At 60.3% G+C, this 19,562-nt stretch carries 17 protein-coding genes and 1 pseudogene; 10 read left to right on the top strand and 8 right to left on the bottom strand.

Features of this window, described 5'->3' with window-relative positions; genetic code table 11:
- Positions 1-73: 73 nt before the first annotated feature.
- Positions 74-544 (bottom strand): glycine zipper 2TM domain-containing protein, encoded by a 471-nt coding sequence (locus tag I6L45_RS15365; protein ID WP_216982535.1) that lies wholly within the window; start codon positions 542-544, stop codon positions 74-76.
- A gap of 17 nt (positions 545-561) precedes the next feature.
- Between I6L45_RS15365 and aat the strand changes: the two genes are divergently transcribed.
- The 3 genes from aat (at position 562) to infA (ending at position 2,269) form a co-directional block, all read left to right on the top strand.
- Complete coding sequence (gene aat, locus I6L45_RS15360) at positions 562-1,269, top strand: leucyl/phenylalanyl-tRNA--protein transferase (protein WP_216982534.1); 708 nt, start codon at positions 562-564, stop codon at positions 1,267-1,269.
- Positions 1,266-1,982: an arginyltransferase gene (locus I6L45_RS15355; protein WP_216982533.1), complete on the top strand. Its 717-nt coding sequence runs from the start codon at positions 1,266-1,268 to the stop codon at positions 1,980-1,982. Before aat ends, I6L45_RS15355 begins: the two co-directional genes overlap by 4 nt.
- 68 nt (positions 1,983-2,050) lie before the next feature.
- Complete coding sequence (gene infA, locus I6L45_RS15350) at positions 2,051-2,269, top strand: translation initiation factor IF-1 (RefSeq protein ID WP_005300033.1); 219 nt, start codon at positions 2,051-2,053, stop codon at positions 2,267-2,269.
- Positions 2,270-2,339: 70 nt separating this feature from the next.
- Here infA and clpA read toward each other — a convergent pair whose 3' ends face one another.
- Positions 2,340-4,595 (bottom strand): ATP-dependent Clp protease ATP-binding subunit ClpA, encoded by a 2,256-nt coding sequence (clpA, locus tag I6L45_RS15345; protein ID WP_043761039.1) that lies wholly within the window; start codon positions 4,593-4,595, stop codon positions 2,340-2,342.
- A 60-nt stretch (positions 4,596-4,655) separates the two neighbouring features.
- Complete coding sequence (gene clpS / locus I6L45_RS15340; RefSeq protein ID WP_005325410.1) at positions 4,656-4,973, bottom strand: ATP-dependent Clp protease adapter ClpS; 318 nt, start codon at positions 4,971-4,973, stop codon at positions 4,656-4,658.
- 228 nt (positions 4,974-5,201) lie between these two features.
- Between clpS and cspD the strand changes: the two genes are divergently transcribed.
- Entirely contained in the window at positions 5,202-5,420 is a 219-nt protein-coding gene (gene cspD, locus I6L45_RS15335; RefSeq protein ID WP_010674510.1) for a cold shock-like protein CspD, read from the top strand.
- A 117-nt stretch (positions 5,421-5,537) separates the two neighbouring features.
- Here cspD and asd read toward each other — a convergent pair whose 3' ends face one another.
- Complete coding sequence (gene asd / locus I6L45_RS15330; RefSeq protein WP_043761043.1) at positions 5,538-6,650, bottom strand: aspartate-semialdehyde dehydrogenase; 1,113 nt, start codon at positions 6,648-6,650, stop codon at positions 5,538-5,540.
- Between the two features lie 336 nt (positions 6,651-6,986).
- Between asd and sugE the strand changes: the two are divergent.
- A pseudogene (gene sugE, locus I6L45_RS15325) lies at positions 6,987-7,299 on the top strand (quaternary ammonium compound efflux SMR transporter SugE).
- 138 nt (positions 7,300-7,437) lie between these two features.
- On the opposite strand, the gene I6L45_RS15320 reads toward sugE, so the two are convergent.
- The gene (locus I6L45_RS15320; RefSeq protein WP_210548529.1) at positions 7,438-8,127 is read right to left on the bottom strand and encodes a B3/4 domain-containing protein; all 690 of its coding nucleotides are present in this window, start codon (positions 8,125-8,127) and stop codon (positions 7,438-7,440) included.
- A 355-nt stretch (positions 8,128-8,482) separates the two neighbouring features.
- Between I6L45_RS15320 and ycaO the strand changes: the two genes are divergently transcribed.
- From ycaO to pflB, 3 genes are all read left to right on the top strand, one after another.
- Positions 8,483-10,243 carry a 30S ribosomal protein S12 methylthiotransferase accessory factor YcaO gene (gene ycaO / locus I6L45_RS15315; RefSeq protein WP_216982532.1) on the top strand — a complete coding sequence of 587 codons (1,761 nt, stop codon included), beginning with the start codon at positions 8,483-8,485 and terminating at the stop codon, positions 10,241-10,243.
- A 381-nt stretch (positions 10,244-10,624) separates the two neighbouring features.
- The gene (focA, locus tag I6L45_RS15310; RefSeq protein ID WP_043808422.1) at positions 10,625-11,473 is read left to right on the top strand and encodes a formate transporter FocA; all 849 of its coding nucleotides are present in this window, start codon (positions 10,625-10,627) and stop codon (positions 11,471-11,473) included.
- Between the two features lie 41 nt (positions 11,474-11,514).
- Positions 11,515-13,797: a formate C-acetyltransferase gene (gene pflB / locus I6L45_RS15305; RefSeq protein WP_010674504.1), complete on the top strand. Its 2,283-nt coding sequence runs from the start codon at positions 11,515-11,517 to the stop codon at positions 13,795-13,797.
- Between the two features lie 121 nt (positions 13,798-13,918).
- On the opposite strand, the gene phnX is transcribed toward pflB, so the two are convergent.
- The 3 genes from phnX to phnW are packed head-to-tail and all read right to left on the bottom strand — an operon-like array spanning position 13,919 to position 17,314.
- The gene (gene phnX / locus I6L45_RS15300; RefSeq protein ID WP_216982531.1) at positions 13,919-14,758 is read right to left on the bottom strand and encodes a phosphonoacetaldehyde hydrolase; all 840 of its coding nucleotides are present in this window, start codon (positions 14,756-14,758) and stop codon (positions 13,919-13,921) included.
- On the bottom strand, positions 14,751-16,175 hold the full coding sequence (locus I6L45_RS15295) for an aspartate aminotransferase family protein (protein WP_216982530.1): 1,425 nt from the start codon (positions 16,173-16,175) through the stop codon (positions 14,751-14,753). The genes phnX and I6L45_RS15295 overlap by 8 nt, the downstream gene beginning before the upstream one ends.
- Positions 16,172-17,314 (bottom strand): 2-aminoethylphosphonate--pyruvate transaminase, encoded by a 1,143-nt coding sequence (gene phnW, locus I6L45_RS15290; RefSeq protein ID WP_216982529.1) that lies wholly within the window; start codon positions 17,312-17,314, stop codon positions 16,172-16,174. Before phnW ends, I6L45_RS15295 begins: the two co-directional genes overlap by 4 nt.
- Positions 17,315-17,555: 241 nt before the next feature.
- Between phnW and phnR the strand changes: the two genes are divergently transcribed.
- Positions 17,556-18,263, top strand: a complete 708-nt coding sequence (phnR, locus tag I6L45_RS15285) for a phosphonate utilization transcriptional regulator PhnR (protein ID WP_216982528.1) — start codon at positions 17,556-17,558, stop codon at positions 18,261-18,263.
- Positions 18,264-18,368: 105 nt separating this feature from the next.
- A complete protein-coding gene (locus tag I6L45_RS15280) occupies positions 18,369-19,388 on the top strand; it encodes a putative 2-aminoethylphosphonate ABC transporter substrate-binding protein (protein ID WP_216982527.1) in 1,020 nt (339 codons plus the stop codon).
- The last annotated feature ends 174 nt before the right edge of the window (positions 19,389-19,562 follow it).

Below are 19,562 nucleotides of genomic sequence, written 5' to 3'. Positions count from 1 at the left end.
TGTAGTACCGCCCGGCGCCACCTTGGGTCAGCGCCGGGTTACTTTCCTTCTCCAGCCCCTCTGCCAGCCGGTCTCAGTACGTCTTGTCGACCCGCACGCCATCGTTGAAATAGAGAATGCGCACCTTGTCTCCCTGCGCGAACACCATGGCCGGATCGAAATCCTGGATCACGTTGATGAGCTTGTCCTGATCGCTCCTGATCAAAAGCTCCACCAATTTGCTTTCCACCACGCTGCCCCCCGACTGGTAATGCTGCACCGCAGCCGCCCCCGCCAGCGCCCCCACGGCCGTGGCGATTTCCCGCCCGTGACCGCCGCCAAACTGGTTGCCGAGCAACCCGCCGAGCACGGCGCCTCCCAGCGTCTTCCAGCCGCTCTGCTCGGACTCCACCATCTGGCTCTGGGTGATGTTGCGCACCGTGTCGACCTGGCCAAAGACCACCTGCTCCACGGGGCGCGCCGTGTTGCGCTCATACACGGCGCCCCAGGCGGGCGCCGTGACAAAGCCAAGCAAGCTGGATACTATCAGGATAATGGCCTTCATCTATGAACCTCTGCCTTATGTCTCGCTATCTTACCGAACTGGATGATGAGCTGTGTTGGTTTCCCTCCCCCAACCATGCGCTGGAAGAACCCAACGGACTGCTGGCGATAGGGGGGGATCTCTCCCCCGCTCGACTGCTGGCAGCTTATCACAGCGGGATCTTTCCATGGAATGAGCCGCACCAGCCGCTGCTGTGGTGGTCACCGGATCCCAGGGGGGTCATCGTGCCCGACAAACTCCATATTGGCCGCAGCCTGCAGAAAGCCATCCGCCGCACCCCGGTCGAGGTGTTCATCAATCGCGCCTTCGATGAGGTGATCGCGGCCTGCGCCGCCCCTCGTCGCAGTGCCAGCGGAACCTGGATCAGCCCCCCAATGATCGACGCCTACCGGCAGCTGCATCGCCTTGGCCATGCACACTCCGTCGAAATCTGGCAGGATGACCAGCTACAGGCAGGTCTCTACGGCCTCTCCCTCGGCCGCGTCTTCTGCGGCGAGTCCATGTTCAGTCGCATCGACAACGGCGCCAAGCTGGCCATGGTGGAGCTCTGTCGCCATTTCGCCCACCATGGTGGCGCCCTCATCGACTGCCAGATGCAAAACCCCTTTCTGGCTACCCTGGGTATCCAGGAGTGGCCAAGACAGCAATTCCTGAGTGCATTGACCACCCTGAGCCGGCAGCCCCTGCAGGATGGCTGCTGGCAGGCGAGGAGGATCAGCCCATGAGCGAAGAAGTGATCCTCAAGGTGGGGCTGACCCCCAGGCACCCGTGCAGCTATCTTGGCCACGAGCAGGAGCAGTTGCTGGTACTGATGGATCACGACCTGCTCAACGCCGCAGGGTATGAGCGGCTGCTGACCGCCGGGTTTAGGCGCAGCGGCAACGACATCTATCGTCCCCACTGCCCCGCCTGCAGCGCCTGCCAGTCCCTGCGCATCCACAGCGAGCGGTTCATACCGAGCCGCAGCCAGAAGCGCATTCGCCATCTCAACCGCGATCTCGAGCTGGTGCTGAGCTACGACGACAAGCCGGAGTACTACCAGCTCTACGAGCGCTATATCCGCGAGCGCCACCGGGATGGCAGCATGTATCCACCGAGCCGTACCCAGTACAAGGGATTCCTGCACTGCGACTGGATGCCGCCCCTCTACTTGGAAATACGCAAGGAGGGACGCCTCATCGGGGTCGCGACCACGGACCTGCTTCCCCATTCGATGAGCGCCATGTACACCTTCTTCGACCCGGACCACGCCGACCGCTCCCTCGGCACCTTTGCCATCATGAGCCAGTTGGAACTCGCCCGGCGCACCGGTCGCCAGTGGCTCTATCTGGGGTATCTGGTGGAGGAGTGCCGCAAGATGAATTACAAACGCCAATACCTGCCCCACGAGCTGCTGGTGCAGGGAGAATGGAAAAAATTCGACGCCAGGCCCGAGTAAACTTTACACATAGCCTTAAATCCGGCATGATCCAGCGGTTTTTTGTTGTGGCTTATCAAGAGGATTCAATGGCTAAAGAAGACAGTATTGAGATGCAGGGTACCATTCTCGAAACCTTGCCCAATACCATGTTCCGTGTGGAACTGGAAAATGGTCACGTGGTTATCGCTCATATTTCCGGCAAGATGCGCAAAAACTACATCCGTATCCTGACTGGAGACAAAGTAACGGTGGCTCTGACTCCGTACGATCTCTCCAAGGGACGTATTGTTTTCCGCTCTCGCTAAGCCAGGAATTCAGCAAAAAACCCCAGCCTCTCGGTTGGGGTTTTTTGTCATTGCTGGCATTCATGACCCATCAGTGGGAGACAGCTTCAACGTTGACCTGAAAATCAAAGCTGAGGCTGTTATTCACCAGCTCGACCCGCACCACGCCGCCATCGACCAGTGAACCAAACAGGATCTCGTTGGCCAGCGGCTTCTTGAGCTGTTCCTGGATCACCCGCCCCATGGGTCTGGCCCCCATAGCCCTGTCATACCCCTTCTCGGCCAGCCAGTGGCGCGCCTCTTCGGAGACTTCGAGCGATACCCCTTTCGCATCCAGCTGTACCTGCAGCTCGACGATGAACTTGTCGACGACCTGATGGATGATCGCCATGTCCAGGTGGTTGAACCAGATGATGTGATCCAGCCGGTTGCGAAACTCCGGGCTGAAGGTCTTGTTGATCACCGCCATGGCATCGTGGCTCATGTCCTGTTGCTGGAAGCCGATGGACTTGCGCTGTGTCTCCTGTACCCCCGCGTTGGTGGTCATCACCAGGATCACATTGCGAAAATCGGCCTTGCGCCCGTTGTTGTCGGTCAGGGTGCCGTTGTCCATCACCTGCAGCAGCAGGTTGAAGACATCCGGGTGTGCCTTCTCGATCTCGTCGAGCAGCACCACGGAGTGCGGATGCTTGAGGACGGAATCGGTCAGCAGCCCGCCCTGCTCGAACCCCACATAGCCGGGAGGAGCACCAATCAGGCGGGAGACGGTGTGACGCTCCATGTATTCGGACATGTCAAAGCGCAGAACCTCCACCCCGAGCGCCTTGCCCAGTTGCTGGGTAACTTCTGTCTTGCCCACCCCGGTCGGGCCGGCAAACAGGAAGCACCCGACGGGGCGACGCTCGTTGCCAAGGCCGGAGCGTGACAGCCGAATGGCATCCGTGAGCACAGTGATAGCCTTGTCCTGACCGAACACCACCATCTTGAGATTGCGCTCCAGATTCTTCAGCACCTCCTTGTCGGAAGAGGAGACGGATTTCTCCGGGATACGGGCGATCTTGGCGACAATGGCCTCGATTTCCGGCACATTGATCACTTTCTTGCGCTTGCTGGCCGGCAACAACCGCTGCCCCGCCCCAGCTTCGTCGATCACGTCGATAGCCTTGTCCGGCAGGTGGCGGTCGTTGATGTATTTGGCTGAGAGCTCCACCGCGGCACGAATGGCCTTGACGGTGTAGCGCACGCCATGGTGAGACTCATAGCGGCTCTTGAGCCCCATCAGAATACGCGTCGTGTCATCCACACTCGGCTCGACGATATCGATCTTCTGGAAGCGGCGAGCCAGGGCCCGGTCTTTTTCAAAGATCTGGGAATATTCCTGATAGGTCGTGGAGCCGACGCAGCGTAGCAACCCGTTGGAAAGCAGCGGCTTGATGAGGTTTGCGGCATCGAGCTGGCCACCGGACGCGGCCCCCGCCCCGATGATGGTGTGGATCTCGTCGATGAAGAGGATGGCCCCCTCCTGACGCTCGATCTGCTTGAGCAGCACCTTGAGGCGTTTCTCGAAGTCGCCGCGATATTTGGTCCCCGCCAACAGGGAACCCATGTCGAGGGAGTAGATGGTGCTGTTAGCGATCACCTCGGGCACATCGCCCTTGACGATGCGATAGGCCAGCCCCTCGGCGATGGCGGTCTTGCCGACCCCCGCCTCCCCCACCAGCAGCGGGTTGTTCTTGCGGCGGCGGCACAGCACCTGGATGGTACGGCTCAGCTCCTGATCGCGCCCGATGAGCGGGTCGATCCGTCCCTCCAACACCAGCTGGTTGAGGTTGGTGGCAAAGCTCTCTATCTGGGCGGAAGAGACCTCATCATCGGACTCTGCGTTATTGCCGCCGCCACTCTCGGGCTTGCTGTCTTTGCGCACCCCGTGGGAGAGGAAATTCACCACGTCCAGCCGGCTGACTTCCGCCTTTTTCAGGAAGTAGGCGGCCTGGGACTCCTGCTCGCTGAAGATGGCGACCAGGACATTGGCACCGCTGACCTCGGTATTGCCCGACGACTGGACATGGAAGACGGCGCGTTGCAGCACGCGCTGGAAACCAAGGGTCGGCTGGGTCTCTCTGTCTTCGTCATCACGGGGAATCAGCGGGGTTGTTTGATCGATGAATGCGCGGATCTCCTTGCGCATCTGCTCCACATCCGCACCACACGAACTCAGCGCCTCATGGGCTGAGCTGTTATCCAACAGGGCTAACAACAGGTGCTCGACGGTCATGAATTCGTGACGCTCGTCACGGGCCAGCTTGAAAGCCTCGTTCAGCGTCTTTTCTAGATCTTTGTTCAACATAGGCACCTCCCCTCAGTACAGCAACAATGCGGTGTCGTTATCGCCATCAAGTCATCAGCTTCAAGCCTTTTCCATGGTACATAGCAGTGGATGTTCGTTGTTACGTGAATAGGTGTTGACCTGGACCACCTTGGTTTCGGCAATCTCGGCGGTGAATGTGCCGCAGACTCCCTTACCACTATAATGCACGCTCAGCATCACCTGAGTGGCCTTCTCCAGATCCATACCAAAGAACCTTTGCAGCACCTCCACCACGAACTCCATCGGTGTATAGTCGTCGTTGTTCAGGACGACCTTGTACATGGGTGGCGGTTGCAGCTTCGTTTTCTCTGCTTCTGCAATCTCTTCATTAGCAAAGAGTTCTTTCTGCTTGCTCATAATTGCGCTTTGGTACCTCTAGATTACTACCGTCTCGTTCTCGATTGTCAATAGACTTGTTAACCAGATCACATCGGTTGTTAACAACTTCTTGACTCGCTTAAAAGTTGGACTAGATTGGTTACTTGCTAATCGGCGCCCGTCTGCTATGGGGTCATGCCCTAGTTATATAAGGCCGGCGCAGGTTACTCAACGACTTCAGGGTAATCAATAAAAGGATGTAGATGTATGGCAACCGGAACAGTCAAGTGGTTCAACAACGCAAAAGGATTTGGGTTTATCTGTCCGGAAGGCGGTGGTGAAGATATCTTCGCTCACTACTCCACGATTCAAATGGAAGGTTACAAGACCTTGAAAGCAGGTCAGGCAGTCAATTTTGAACTGCAACAGGGGCCGAAAGGAAATCATGCCTCTGTCATCGTGCCAAACGAAGCACAGAACATCTAAGAGTCAGACTGGATAAATTAAAAAACGGCATCCTGCAGGGATGCCGTTTTTTTATTGGGTTTGCAGCCCCGCAGAACAGGGAAGGCCAGACCTTCCCTGTTCTTTCGCAATATGCGCTCAGCGGGCCAGCAGGATGTTTAGCATGCGGCGCAGCGGCTCGGCGGCGCCCCACAACAGCTGATCGCCCACGGTGAAGGCGGCCAGGTACTCCGGACCCATGTTGAGCTTGCGCAGACGACCCACCGGGATGCTGAGAGTGCCGGTGACGGCCGCCGGGGTCAGCTCGCGGGCGGTGATGTCGCGATCGTTGGGGATCACTTTCACCCAGTCATTGTGGGCAGCCAGCAGGGCCTCGATTTCGGGGAGCGGCACGTCTTTTTTCAGCTTGATGGTGAAGGCCTGGCTGTGGCAGCGCAGGGCACCGATGCGCACACACAGACCATCCACCGGAATGGCGGCGCTTTCTAGCCCAAGGATCTTGTTGGTCTCGGCCTGACCCTTCCACTCTTCACGGCTCTGGCCATTGTCGAGTTTGGTGTCGATCCAGGGGATCAGGCCACCGGCCAGGGGCACGCCGAAGTTATCCACCGGCAGAGTGCCGGAGCGGGTCTTCTCGGTTATCTTGCGCTCGATGTCGAGAATGGCAGAGGCGGGATCCGCCAGCTCCACCGCCACTTCATCGCGCAGTATGCCCATCTGGGTGACCAGCTCGCGCATATGGCGCGCACCGCCACCGGACGCTGCCTGATAGGTGGCCACGCTCACCCACTCCACCAGATCGGCCTTGAACAGGCCGCCCAGAGCCAGCAACATCAGGCTGACGGTGCAGTTGCCGCCGACGAAGGTTTTGATGCCGTCATTCAGTGCCCGCTCGATGACGTCACCGTTGACCGGATCCAGAATAATGACCGCGTCCTTCTCCATGCGCAGGGAGGAGGCCGCATCTATCCAGTAACCCTGCCAGCCAGTGGCTTTCAGGCGCGGATAGACATCTTTGGTGTAATCGCCGCCCTGGGCGGTGATGATGATCTCCTGTGCGGCCAGCGCCTCGATGTCGAAGGCATCCTGCAGGGTGCCGGCATCGACGCCGAAGTTGGGGGCGGCCTCACCGGCCTGGGAGGTGGTGAAGAAGGTGGGTTGAATATGGGCGAAATCCTTCTCTTCCTGCATCCGGCTCATCAGGACCGAACCCACCATGCCACGCCAACCGACCAAACCTACTTTTTTCATAATGTCCTACCCTGGATAGCTGCTATAGAAACCGTGTGTTGCACCCGCCCCCCCTGTCCGGCAGCCGCCATTTACAAGGGGTTCACAATATGTGGGTTGCGAAGAATGTGTCTGTCCACATTACGGATTGTGGCGGCCGGTGCAAGTCGAATTGCGCAATATTCTGTGCCATTCGTTGCAATATCCGCCAGCCTGGCGTGTGGCCGAGCAAGCCGCTGGCATCCCGTATCGGCTTGGGGCATCATTGAGACCACTCGGCAGCCCTCTGCCCCTTGGGGACGACCTCAAGGACTCCCGATGTGCAGGGACGACCCTGCTTCCTGCGGAACCTTCTCTATGTCCTGGTTACTCCTGCTGCTGGCCGGTCTGTTCGAGGTCGCCTGGGCCATCGGCCTCAAGTACACCAACGGTTTCAGCCGTCCCCTCCCCACCCTGCTTACCCTGAGTGCCATGGCCGTGAGCGTGCTGCTGATCGCCATGGCAGTCAAGCAACTGCCCCTTGGCACCGCCTACGCAGTCTGGACCGGTATCGGTGCGGTAGGCACCGTGTTGATGGGGATCTGGCTGTTCAACGAACCGGCCACCCTGGCCCGGGTGCTCCCTGCTGCTGATCATCGGCGGCATCCTGGGGTTGAAAGTAATAGGTTAGCCACTTCCCTGAGTGGTCGGCCCACGACCTGCTGACTGGCAAGTGACAAAACAACCAATAAGACGTGAAAATCCCTTAAGATCGCTCGCGGCTTTCCAATCCTTCGCTCTTGCACGCCAGCGGCAAGCGTGCATGTCGTCATGCCCCGTCAGACGCCCCTATCAGGGTCGTCTCAATCCGGGCCTCCGGCATCATCTGCAACAGACCCGCCACCAGCCGATCGCCAGCCTCGTGCAGCGCCGCCAGCGGCATGGGAGGCAAGCTCTCCAGAATGAACCACATCTGGGTACACTCCACGCTGAGCCGGGTCCGGATCCCCTGACGCCAGTTCCAGCGGCGGCAGGTCACCCCCCTGTCATCCCGCCACACCACTTCCCCGGGTTCAGGCGCCTCGTGGGCCGGCTCCCCTTCCTTTATGGTGTCAAAAAGCTCGCTGCCATCGGCGATCACCAGGCGTGGCGCGCCCTCATAGGCCGTCAGATTTTCCCCACCCACGGGAATAGCGTACTCAATGCTGACGGCATTGTAGAGATCGACCACGGGGTCGATGCTGGGCATGGTGCCATCGCGCAGCACCCGTTTACGCAGGGCCTCTGCCGAGCAGGGGGTGCGCTGTGGCTTGGCGCCAAAGCGTTTGAACACCTCGCCCCACGCGGCCAGATGGGCATGAGCCCAGGGCGCAGGCTCGGTGTCGCACGCTCGTACCAGCGCTTCGGCGCCCACATGCGGGTTCGTCACGGGGGCCGCCGCCACCAGAATGCTGAGGGCTCTGAAACCGGGAGCCAGAGTGGCGATGTCGGGGTCAATACGGGGGATCATGAAGGGCATAACAACTCCCGGTCAGCCAGGGATGACCAATGTCAGTAATAAGGAGGGGTGAAGAGGCCAGATAAAGGCCGTGCAGCCGGCTTGGGCACGCGCTCTTCATCGAGCAGGGGCCATGATGGAAGAAGCCTTGGCACAATGACATCGACATTCTCTTAAGGGGGTTAAGCAAAACTGATACCCAGCCCTTCTCGCCCGCGTCGCAAGTTGCCCGAAATGCTCCTCTCTTTGCAAAGACCGAATCCCGGCCCCGGGTCTTTTCAAATACCTGCGCCGCCGTATTGCCCTGGCCGCTTTCCCCGTCACTCATGCTATTATCTGCGACCAAACATGAGCCCATTAAAATCAGGACATTGTGATGACCGACCACACCTTTATTCCCGGCAAGGACGCGGCGCTGGAAGACTCCATCGAACGCTTCCAGACCAAGCTGCAAGCCCTGGGGTTTGATATCGAAGAGGCCTCCTGGCTCAACCCCGTGCCGAACGTCTGGTCCGTGCACATCCGGGACAAGGATTGCGCCCTCTGCTTTACCAACGGCAAGGGTGCCAGCAAGAAGGCGGCGCTCGCCTCCGCTCTTGGCGAATATTTCGAGCGTCTCTCCACCAACTACTTCTTCGCCGACTTCTATCTGGGCGAGCAGGTAGCAAACGGCGACTTCGTGCACTACCCGAACGAGAAGTGGTTCCCTATCGAGGGGGATCAACTGCCGGCCGGTCTGCTCGACTCCTTCACCCGCAAGTTCTACAACCCGGACGGTGAAGTGACCGCCGACATGCTGGTGGATTTGCAATCCGGCAACGAGGAGCGTGGCATCGTCGCCCTGCCCTTCGAGCGCCAGTCCGACCACCAGACCGTCTATATCCCGATGAACATCGTCGGCAACCTCTACGTTTCCAACGGCATGAGCGCCGGCAACACCCGCACCGAAGCCCGCACCCAAGGCCTGTCCGAGGTGTTCGAGCGCCACGTGAAGAACAAGATCATTGCCGAGGCCATCAGCCTGCCGGAGATCCCGACCGAGGTCATCGCCCGCTACCCCGGCATCAAGGCCTCCATCGATGCGCTGGAGGCCGAAGGCTTCCCCATCTACAGCTTCGATGCGTCGCTCGGCGGCCGTTATCCGGTCATCTGCGTGGTGCTGCTCAACCCGAGCAACGGCACCTGCTTTGCCTCCTTCGGCGCCCACCCGCGCTTCGAAGTGGCCTTCGAGCGTACCGTCACCGAGCTGCTGCAAGGCCGTAGCCTCAAGGATCTGGACGTCTTCGTGCCGCCGTCGTTTGACAACGAGCAGGTGGCGGATCACCACAACCTGGAGACCCACTTCATCGACTCCTCCGGCCTCATCAGCTGGGATCTGTTCAAGCAGGAGTCCGACTTCGAATTTGCCGACTGGGACTTCCGCGGCACCTCGCAAGAAGAGTTCGACCACCTGATCGGCATCTTCCACGAGCTGGAGCAGCCGGTCTACATCGCCGACTACGAGCACCTGGGCGTCTACGCCTGCCGCATCCTGGTACCCGGCATGTCCGACATCTATCCGGTGGAAGATCTGCTGCTGGCCAACAACACCATGGGGGCCCACCTGCGGGAGACCATACTGGCGCTGCCATCCCTGGAGTGGGACGCAGAGCAGTACATGGCGCTGTTCGACCAGCTGGATGAAGAGGGTCACGACGAGCGGACCCGGGTGCGCGAGCTGCTCGGCATCGCCGCCGCCAAGGGCAGCGCCCTGCACACCCTGCGGGTCGGTGAGCTCAAAGCCATGCTGGCCCTGGCCGCAGGCGAGCTGGAGAGCGCGCTCGATCTCATCGACTGGACCATGGAGTTCAACCAGTCGGTGTTCCCGGCCGATCGCGCCGCGTACTACCGCGCCCTGCGCGCCTGCGTCGAGCTCTTCCTGGACGAGGATCGCGACCCAGAGCAATACCGTCCGGTGTTCGCCCGCATGTTCGGGGAGGAAACCCTGGCACAGGCCTGGGCCAACGCCCGCGGCGAGGCGCGCTTCCACGGTCTGGAGGCGGCTGATCTGTCACTCGAGCAGTTCCCGCTGCACCAGAAACTGCTGGCGGCCTACGAAAAGCTACAAAAAGCCAAACGAATCCATACGTGGAACTGATATGCTAGTGTGACGAAGGGGCCTTATGGCCCCTTCTGTTTTATGGTCTACGCTTTGGCTGGCCGTGCCACAAAGATGAAATAAAAGACAAAAAATACCTCTTAGGGGGTTGTTAATTTGGCACTCATGGTGCAGCGCCGCCGCAAAGATGCTTTGCCGGTACTTTTTTAGGGGCGCTCTTTATAAGTTCTTAAAAATCATGAAATTAATAACAGACCTATTTATGTTTCACCTGAAACCTGGTGTAAAGAAACGCTTCCGGATAGCAAAAAATCCTGTAGTAAAATTACATTCACAATCTGTAATTCTTGATCGGTGTCAATTTTGGGGATCTGCCCCTTTGTTATGATTTCCACAGGCAAAATATGCAGGTAACGAGAATTGAAAGCAGAATCTCCCTTTGATTGTCTGAAGCCCGAAGCCATCGCCGCACTGGCCGAAGACATTACCTATGCCAAGGCCACCAAGCCCGCATACAAGACTATCCCTCTGGCCATCACGGCAGGCGCCTTCATCGCCATCGCCTTCGTCTTCTACATCACCGTCACTACCGGCTCGAGCGGCATGTCCTGGGGCATGGCCAAGCTGGTCGGTGGTCTCTGCTTCTCCCTCGGCCTCATCCTCTGTGTGCTGCTCGGCGCCGAGCTGTTCACCTCCACCACCCTGACCCTGGTGGCCAAGGCGGCCAATCGAATCAGCTGGGCCCAGCTGCTCAAGAACTGGGGACTCGTCTACTTCGGCAACCTCATCGGCGGGCTCATCATCGTCGGCCTCATCATCATGTCGGCGGAATACATGGCGGCAGATGGTCAGTGGGGACTGAACGCCATGAAAGTGGCCCAGCACAAGATCCATCACACCTTCTTCGAAGCCGTGGCCCTTGGCATCCTCTGCAACCTCATGGTGTGCCTCGCCGTGTGGATGGCCTTCGGTGCCCGCAGTGCCACCGACAAGGTGATGGTGATGCTGCTCCCCGTCGCCATGTTCGTGGCCTCCGGTTTCGAGCACAGCATCGCAAACATGTTTATGATCCCGGTCGGTATCGCCATTCACAGCGTCGCGGGCCCGGAATTCTGGCAGGCCATCGGCCAGGACCCGGCGACCTTTGCCGACCTGACCGTATCCAATTTCGTCTTGCACAACCTGATCCCTGTCACCATTGGCAATATCATTGGTGGTGGCGTCATGGTAGGACTGACTTACTGGTTTATCTTCCGTCGCCATCATTAAGGATGGCGGCAGACACATAAATACCTTGAGAGGTAATGAAAATGGCAGAACTTAACGAACAGTTCCAAAAAGCATGGGAAGGCTTCGCAGCCGGTGAATGGCAGACCTCTGTCAACACCCGTGACTTCATCCAGAAGAACTACACCCCGTATGAAGGTGACGAGTCCTTCCTGGCTGGCGCGACCGAAGCCACCACCAAGCTGTGGGACAAGGTCATGGAAGGCATCAAGATCGAAAACCGCACTCACGCGCCTGTCGATTTTGATACCGACCTGCCCTCCACCATTACCGCTCACGATGCCGGCTATATCGACCAGAGCCTGGAGCAAATCGTCGGTCTGCAGACCGACAAACCGCTCAAGCGCGCCATCATCGCCAACGGCGGTATCAAGATGGTCAAGACCTCTTGCGAAGTGTACGGTCGCCAGCTTGACCCCATGGTCGAGAAGATCTTCACCGAGTACCGCAAGACTCACAACCAGGGCGTGTTCGACGTCTACACCAAAGACATCCTGAACTGCCGCAAGTCCGGCGTCATCACCGGTCTGCCGGATGCCTACGGCCGTGGCCGCATCATCGGTGACTACCGCCGTGTTGCCCTGTACGGTATCGACTTCCTGATGGCCGACAAACTGGCCCAGTTCAAGTCCCTGCAGGCTGACCTGGAAAACGGTGTCAACCTGGAAGCCACCATCCGCCTGCGCGAAGAGATCTCCGAGCAACACCGTGCCCTGGCCCAGATGAAGGTGATGGCTGCCAAATATGGCTGCGACATCTCCGTACCGGCCAAAACCGCGAAAGAAGCCGTACAGTGGACCTACTTCGCCTACCTGGCGGCCGTCAAGTCCCAGAACGGCGCGGCCATGTCCTTCGGTCGTACCTCCAGCTTCCTGGACATCTACATCGAGCGTGACCTGCAAAAAGGCCTGATCACCGAGCAAGAAGCCCAGGAGCTGATGGACCACATGGTCATGAAGCTGCGCATGGTTCGCTTCCTGCGTACCCCGGAATACGATTCACTGTTCTCCGGCGACCCGATGTGGGCTACCGAGACCCTGGCTGGTATGGGCGTTGACGGCCGTACTCTGGTCACCAAGAACAGCTTCCGTATGCTGAACACCCTGTACACCATGGGCCCGTCCCCCGAGCCGAACCTGACCATCCTGTGGTCCGAGAAGCTGCCGGTCGGTTTCAAGAAGTACTGCGCCAAGGTATCCATCGAGACCTCTTCCGTTCAGTACGAGAACGACGACCTGATGCGCCCGGACTTCAACAACGATGACTACGCCATCGCTTGCTGTGTGTCCCCGATGATCGTCGGCAAACAGATGCAGTTCTTCGGTGCCCGTGCCAACCTGGCCAAGACCATGCTGTACGCCATCAACGGCGGTATGGACGAGAAGCTCAAGATCCAGGTCGGTCCGAAAACCGAAATGGTCACCTCCGAGTACCTCGACTACAACGACGTGATGGACAGACTGGATCACTTCATGGACTGGCTGGCCAAGCAGTACGTCGCCGCCCTGAACATCATCCACTACATGCACGACAAGTACAGCTACGAAGCCTCCCTGATGGCGCTGCACGACCGTGACGTCTATCGCACCATGGCTTGCGGCATCGCCGGTTTGTCTGTTGCGGCTGACTCCCTGTCTGCCATCAAGTACGCCAAGGTCAAGCCGGTACGTGATGCCGATGGCGTCTCCATCGACTTCGAGATCGAAGGCGAGTACCCGCAGTTCGGTAACAACGACGCTCGCGTCGATGACATCGCCTGCGACCTGGTCGAGCGCTTCATGAAGAAGATTCAGAAGCTGAACACCTACCGTGGTGCCGTGGCTACCCAGTCCGTGCTGACCATCACTTCCAACGTGGTGTACGGCAAGAAGACCGGTAACACTCCGGATGGCCGTCGCGCCGGTGCGCCGTTCGGCCCGGGTGCCAACCCGATGCACGGTCGTGACCAGAAGGGTGCCGTTGCTTCCCTGACGTCCGTCGCCAAGCTGCCGTTCGCCTACGCCAAAGATGGTATCTCCTATACCTTCTCCATCGTACCGAACGCCCTGGGTAAAGACATGGAAGCCCAGAAAGCCAACCTGGCCGGCCTGATGGATGGTTACTTCCACCACGAAGCCAACCTGGAAGGTGGTCAGCACCTGAACGTCAACGTGATGAACCGTGAAATGCTGCTGGACGCCATGGAAAACCCGGAGAAATATCCGCAGTTGACCATCCGCGTATCCGGTTATGCCGTTCGCTTCAACTCCTTGACCAAGGAGCAACAGCAAGACGTCATCACCCGTACCTTCACCGCCTCTCTGTAATAGAGTCTCGGTGAACAAAAACCGGCGCCCAGGCGCCGGTTTTTTTATGCCTGATAGTCAGGGAGCATGGCCTGAAAACCTGCAGGCAAGGCCGGCACTCCCCTCCTCTCACCCGCCTTGTTCAGGGTCGCTCACCCGCAGTCAGACGGCGGTTGATATCGGCGATGACCGGGGCGATGTCGGCCAGGGTGTCGATGACGTAATGCGCTCCCGCCGCCCGCAGTTTGGCCTCCGCTGGTGCGCGCCTCTCGGCGATTTCGGCTTCGCTCATGGCGGCGAACGCCTCCCAGGTGGCGCCAAATTCGTTGCCGGAAACCGACAATCCCACGGTCCACATGCCCGCGTTCAACCCTTCGCTGATGCCGGGCACGGCATCATCCACCTTGATGCAGCGATGCACCGCGCTGATTCCGAGCTCAATCACATTGGCCTGTGCCATCCAGGGGCCGGGGCGGCCACCCGCCTTGAGGTCATCGGTGGCGACCCAGTGATCCGGCCGATAGCCATGCTCGGCCGCCGCCGGTACCAGCGCCTCCATCACCGGACGGGGGTAACCGGAGCAGGAGCCGATCCGCAGCCCTTGAGCTCGCAGAGCCTCCAGCACCGGCAGCACACCCGGGATGGGGGCGGCGAAGCGGGTCACGGCGGCAATCTGCAGCGGCATAAAGGTGTGATAGAGGTGGTCCACCTCGGCGTGGCTCATGGGGTGGCCAAAGCGAGCCTGCCAGCGCGCATCCACCGAAGGCAGACGGCCCAGCGCGGCGATATGATCCCACTTGCCCAACCCCATGGGCTGGCGCGCCTCATCCAGAGTAACGGGGAAGTCATAGGCGCGGGCGAACGCCTCGACGAAGATGGAGGTGGGGGCGAAGGAGCCGAAATCGACGACGGTGCCGGCCCAGTCGAGGATCAGCGCCTCCACGTCGGTGGTCGGGTCGATGGCAGTCTGCAAGTCAGTCATGGTGGTGTTCCTGTTCCGGTGAAAGCGCGATCTCGCCAAGGGCTCGATCAAGAATGGTGATGGCCCGCACCAGATCGGCGCGGGCGATATTGAGCGGTGGCGAGAGCTGGATAACGTTGCCCTGGGAGACCTTGAAGCTGAGCCCCAGTTCCAGACAGCGGTAGAGCAGCCGCTCGGCAGCCTGGCTATTGCGGGTACGACTCTGGTGATCGACCACCAGATCCAGCGCCCAGAGCAAACCAATACCACGCACCTGCCCGATCAGCGGGTGACGCTCGGCAAGCGACGCGAGCTCTACCGCCATAAAACGGCCATCCTCCCGCACCTTGGCCAGCAACCCCTCTTCACGGATGGTACTGATGGTGGCGAGGGCCGCAGCGCAGCCGATGGGGCTCTTCTCGTGGGTGTAGTGACCGAGCGAAATAGCTGCAGCCTGATTGAAACGGTCGCGGGTGATGAGCGCCGCAAACGGCACCACCCCACCCCCCAGCCCCTTGCCCAGGCAGATGATGTCGGGCTCGATGCCAAACGCCTCGAAGCTGAACCAGTGGCCGGTGCGACCCAGGGCGTTGGGGATCTCGTCGACGATCAGCAGCACCTGGTGGCGATCGCAGATCTCCCGCACCCGCTGCCAGTAGGCCTTCGAGGGCACCTGCACGTCGGTGTTGCGAATGGGCTCGGCGATAAAGGCACCGATTCCTCCCTCCTTCTCGATGACGTACTCCAGATAATCGGCGTAGTGCAGGTCATCCCCTTCCCCGCGATACCAGACGCCGCGATAACGGGTGGGGGGCGGGATGCGCTCCACTCCGGCCATCAGCGGGCCCATGCCGGCGCGAAAACAGGCCTCGCCACCGACCGAGATGGCGTCGAGGGAAGCGCCGTGAAAAGCATCCCAGAGGGATACTACCTTGCTGTTGCCGGTAATGAAGCGGGCGAGTTTCAGGGCAATGCCCACCACCTCGCTGCCACCGGGGGCAAACAGCACCCGGTTGAGATCGCCGGGGGCGAGTTCGGCCAAGGTGCGGGCGCAGTCGATGGCAACCCGATGGGTGTAGCGGCGTGGCGCAAACGGCAGATCCGCGAGTTGCTGCTGCACTGCGGCCACCACCCTGGGGTGGCCGTGGCCCAGCTGATGGACGCTGTTGCCGTGAAAATCGAGGTAACGCGCGCCCGATACGCTGGTCAACCAGCTCCCCTGCGCCCCCTCAATCAGATCCAGACAGGGGGTGGAGAGCGCCTGATGGAGGAAGTAGCGGCTATCTTCCGCCAATCCCGCCTGCACCGCCTCGCTCTGGTCGGCCCACCAGCGCGCCCGCCCCTCGCCGAGGTTGATATCCCCTTCGCTATCGGCGCGGCCGCTGCCGTGCAGCTTATGGTCATGCAGATCGCGACCGTGAAGCGCTTGGCTCGTCATCGTGCTTCCCCTTGCCAATAGCAGGCGCTGGCCATGGCGGCGAGCAGATCTCGCACCCGTTCTGGGGTCACATCACCGATATTGCCAATCCGGAAGCAGTCGGCCTGGGAGACCTTGCCCGGATAGATGACAAAGCCCTGCCCCTTGAGCCGCTGGTAGAAGTCGGCGAAGCGGTAGTCAGGGTGGGCCGGCGAGTAGAAGGCGGTGATGATGGGGGATTGCCACTCCTCTGGCAGCAACGGCGCAAAGCCGAGCTCGGCCATCCCAGCTACCAGGGTACGCTGGTTTTCGCTATAGCGCTGATGGCGGGCGGCGATGCCCCCCTCTTCATCCAGCTCGCGCAGGGCCTGGGCAAAGGCGAGCACGGTATGGGTGGGCGAGGTAAAGCGCCACTTGCCCCCCTGCTGCTCCATGGTCTGCCACTGGGCATGCAGGTCGAGGGAGACCGAGCGGGCACGACCGGCGCAGGCCGTGAGCGCGGCGCGGCGGGCGATGACAAAGCCAAAGCCCGGCACCCCCTGAATGCACTTGTTGGCGGAGCTGATGAGAAACTCGATGCCAAGGCGGCCCATGTCGATGGGGATGCCGCCAAAGCTGCTCATGGCATCGACGATCAGGCGAATACCGCGGCGCTGGCAGAGTGCTGCCACCTCCTCAAGCGGGTTGAGCATGCCGGTGGTGGTCTCGCAGTGCACCATGGCCAGATGGGTGATCTCGGGGTGACGTGCCAACATCGCCTCGATGGCAGCGGGTTCCGGGCGGGTTGTCTCGCCGCAGTCGAGCTCATGGTGGCGCAAGCCGAGACAGCGAGCCATCTCTCCCATGCGGGCACCGTAGGCGCCGTTGTTGATGATCAACAGACACTCATCGACACCTATCGCCGAGCCCAGCACGCTCTCCACCACATAGCTGCCGCTCCCCTGCAGCAATACTGCGCTGTAGTCACGTTCATATTCTGGGCCAGTGGCCAGGCGCACCAGCTCGCGGCGGATGGGCTCCACCACGCCCTGGTTGTAGTCCGCATCCCAGGTGCAGCTGTCTTGCAGCATGGCGGCACGCACCGTGGCGGTGGTCGAGAGGGGGCCCGGGGTCAGCAGCAGGTAATCGACGGCGGCAGGGGCCGCAGGAATATGGGTCATGACTTCGCTCCTTTTGGTATATACCAGAATGAGCGCATTGTGGGTAACAGCCCAGCCGAGGTCAAAGGGGTGCCCTTACGTGCAACAAAAAATTCATTTTCGGCGCCGTGATCGCGATAATCTAGGAAGCCAGAACCACAGGGGCAACACTGGTCTTTACCAATGTACTTTGACACCTCTGTTTAGCGACCGGATCGACGACCAGACCTGTGCCCAACCCATTGCACAACCAGGGACTTTCATGAGCAAACCCCAATACCTGCAGATCAAGGATGCCCTCGCCAACCAGATCCTGGCGGGGGGCCTGGCCCCCAACGACAAGCTCCCCTCCGAGCGGCTGCTGGGGGAACTCTACGGCACCACCCGGGTCACCATCCGCGAGGCCCTGGTGCAGCTGGAGGCCAACGGCCTTATCTATCGGGAGGATCGCCGCGGCTGGTTCGTCACGCCGCCGCGCTTTCGCCTCAATCCCAGACGCACCTCCAACTTTCACCAGATAGTGCGCGAACAAGGGGGTGAGCCACGCACCGAGCTGCTGGAAAAAAGCCGCCAGGCGGTGCCGCCGGCGCTGATGGCACGGCTGCAGCTCAAGCCATTTGACAGCCTGTTTCTGCTCAAGCGGCTGCGCTATGCCAACGGGCGCGCCATCTGCTATTGCGAGAACCATTGCCTGCCAGAGCGCGTACCCGGCCTGCTGGAGCTGGATCTCAACGGCAGCCTGACCGAGATCTATCAGGCCCATTACGATCTGCACTACGCCCGTATGCAGGTGCGCTTCTTCCCCACCGCCCTGCCGGACGAGGTGGCCAAGGCACTGGGGGCCACCGCGGGTCTGCCCGCCCTGCGCCTCGAGCGTCTCAACTTCGATCAGCACGGCCGGGTGCTCGACTTCGATCTGGAGTACTGGCGCCACGACAGCCTGGAGATCGAGGTGGATACTCAGGAGTGACGTAGGCAAAACGTCACGGGGCCGTCACAGGATCGTCATAAAGCTCCCCTAGCCTCTGCTTCGACCAATCTGGTTTATACCAATCCAACTTATATGGAGAAGAGGATGAAACAGGGAACCCATTTGCTGGCCGCCGCCGTGCTGGCCGCCATGACAGCCCCGGCACTGGCCGCGACCGATCTCACCGTCTACACCGCCTTCGAGCCGGAGCAGCTCGGCGAGCTGAAAACCGCGTTCGAGCGCCAACATCCGGACATCAACATCAAGTGGGTGCGCGACTCCACCGGCGTGGTCACCGCCCGCTTGCTGGCGGAAAAAGCCCAGCCCAAAGCGGATGTGGTGTGGGGACTGGCGGCTACCAGCCTGATGCAGCTCGATCAGCAGCAGATGCTCAATGCCTATGCACCGAAAGGGCTGGATAAACTCGACAGCCGCTTTCGCGACAGCAAGGCCGAGCCGCACTGGATAGGTCTGGATGCCTTCTTCAGCGCCATCTGCTTCAACAAGGTAGAAGCGGAGAAACAGGGGATCCCGGCCCCCACCAGCTGGGCCGATCTCACCAAGCCCGTCTACAAGGGCAAGGTGATCATGCCCAACCCCAGCTCCTCCGGCACCGGCTACCTGAGCGTCGCTGGCTGGCTGCAAACCATGGGCGAGCAGCAGGGCTGGCAATTCATGAACGGTCTGCACCAGAACATCGACCGTTACACCCACTCGGGCTCTGCCCCCTGCAAGCTGGCCGCCAGCGGCGAGACGGTGATCGGCATCTCCTTTGACTTCCCGGCCACCAGCCTCAAGGCCAAGGGCGCCCCCATCGAGGTGGTGTTCCCGAGCGAAGGTTCGGGCTGGGACATGGAGGCGGCCGCCATCATCAAGGGCACCCCCAAGCTCGAAGCCGCCAAGCAGCTACTCGACTTTGCCGCCACCGAGCAGGCCAATGCCCTCTACAACAAGTCGTTTGCAGTGGTCGCCATTCCCGAGGTCGCCCAACCGAGAGCGGGTTATCCGACGGACATCAAGAGCCAGATGATCGACAACGACTTTGGCTGGGCAGCCCGCGAGCGCAACGCCATCCTGGCCCAGTGGAGCGCCAGCTTCGACGGCAAGACCGAAGCCAAGCAGTAATCCCGCTGGGGGCTGGTTTGAGCAATGCCAATGCACCCAGGGCGATAAACAAACTGCCGAAGGCCAACCCAGGTTGGCCTTCTCTTTTTGGCATCGCCTCACTTGTTTGTGTCGTCCTCAATGGGTGGCACCTAACTCATCCACAAGCGACCAAGCTAGCTGCTGGCGACCCGA

This window comes from Aeromonas sp. FDAARGOS 1415 (assembly GCF_019048365.1).
In the GTDB taxonomy this organism is placed as follows: Bacteria; Pseudomonadota; Gammaproteobacteria; order Enterobacterales; family Aeromonadaceae; genus Aeromonas; species Aeromonas taiwanensis.
This window is presented reverse-complemented; position numbering and strand designations above follow the sequence as displayed.

Coding starts and splice junctions, on each gene's coding strand:
- ycaO (WP_216982532.1), top strand. CDS start 8,483: ATGACCGACCACACCTTTATTCCCGGCAAGGACGCGGCGCTGGAAGAC.
- I6L45_RS15365 (WP_216982535.1), bottom strand. CDS start 544: ATGAAGGCCATTATCCTGATAGTATCCAGCTTGCTTGGCTTTGTCACG.
- I6L45_RS15320 (WP_210548529.1), bottom strand. CDS start 8,127: ATGCCCTTCATGATCCCCCGTATTGACCCCGACATCGCCACTCTGGCT.
- asd (WP_043761043.1), bottom strand. CDS start 6,650: ATGAAAAAAGTAGGTTTGGTCGGTTGGCGTGGCATGGTGGGTTCGGTC.
- phnR (WP_216982528.1), top strand. CDS start 17,556: ATGAGCAAACCCCAATACCTGCAGATCAAGGATGCCCTCGCCAACCAG.
- infA (WP_005300033.1), top strand. CDS start 2,051: ATGGCTAAAGAAGACAGTATTGAGATGCAGGGTACCATTCTCGAAACC.
- I6L45_RS15280 (WP_216982527.1), top strand. CDS start 18,369: ATGAAACAGGGAACCCATTTGCTGGCCGCCGCCGTGCTGGCCGCCATG.
- phnX (WP_216982531.1), bottom strand. CDS start 14,758: ATGACTGACTTGCAGACTGCCATCGACCCGACCACCGACGTGGAGGCG.
- I6L45_RS15355 (WP_216982533.1), top strand. CDS start 1,266: ATGAGCGAAGAAGTGATCCTCAAGGTGGGGCTGACCCCCAGGCACCCG.
- phnW (WP_216982529.1), bottom strand. CDS start 17,314: ATGACCCATATTCCTGCGGCCCCTGCCGCCGTCGATTACCTGCTGCTG.
- pflB (WP_010674504.1), top strand. CDS start 11,515: ATGGCAGAACTTAACGAACAGTTCCAAAAAGCATGGGAAGGCTTCGCA.
- cspD (WP_010674510.1), top strand. CDS start 5,202: ATGGCAACCGGAACAGTCAAGTGGTTCAACAACGCAAAAGGATTTGGG.
- clpS (WP_005325410.1), bottom strand. CDS start 4,973: ATGAGCAAGCAGAAAGAACTCTTTGCTAATGAAGAGATTGCAGAAGCA.
- I6L45_RS15295 (WP_216982530.1), bottom strand. CDS start 16,175: ATGACGAGCCAAGCGCTTCACGGTCGCGATCTGCATGACCATAAGCTG.
- clpA (WP_043761039.1), bottom strand. CDS start 4,595: ATGTTGAACAAAGATCTAGAAAAGACGCTGAACGAGGCTTTCAAGCTG.
- aat (WP_216982534.1), top strand. CDS start 562: ATGTCTCGCTATCTTACCGAACTGGATGATGAGCTGTGTTGGTTTCCC.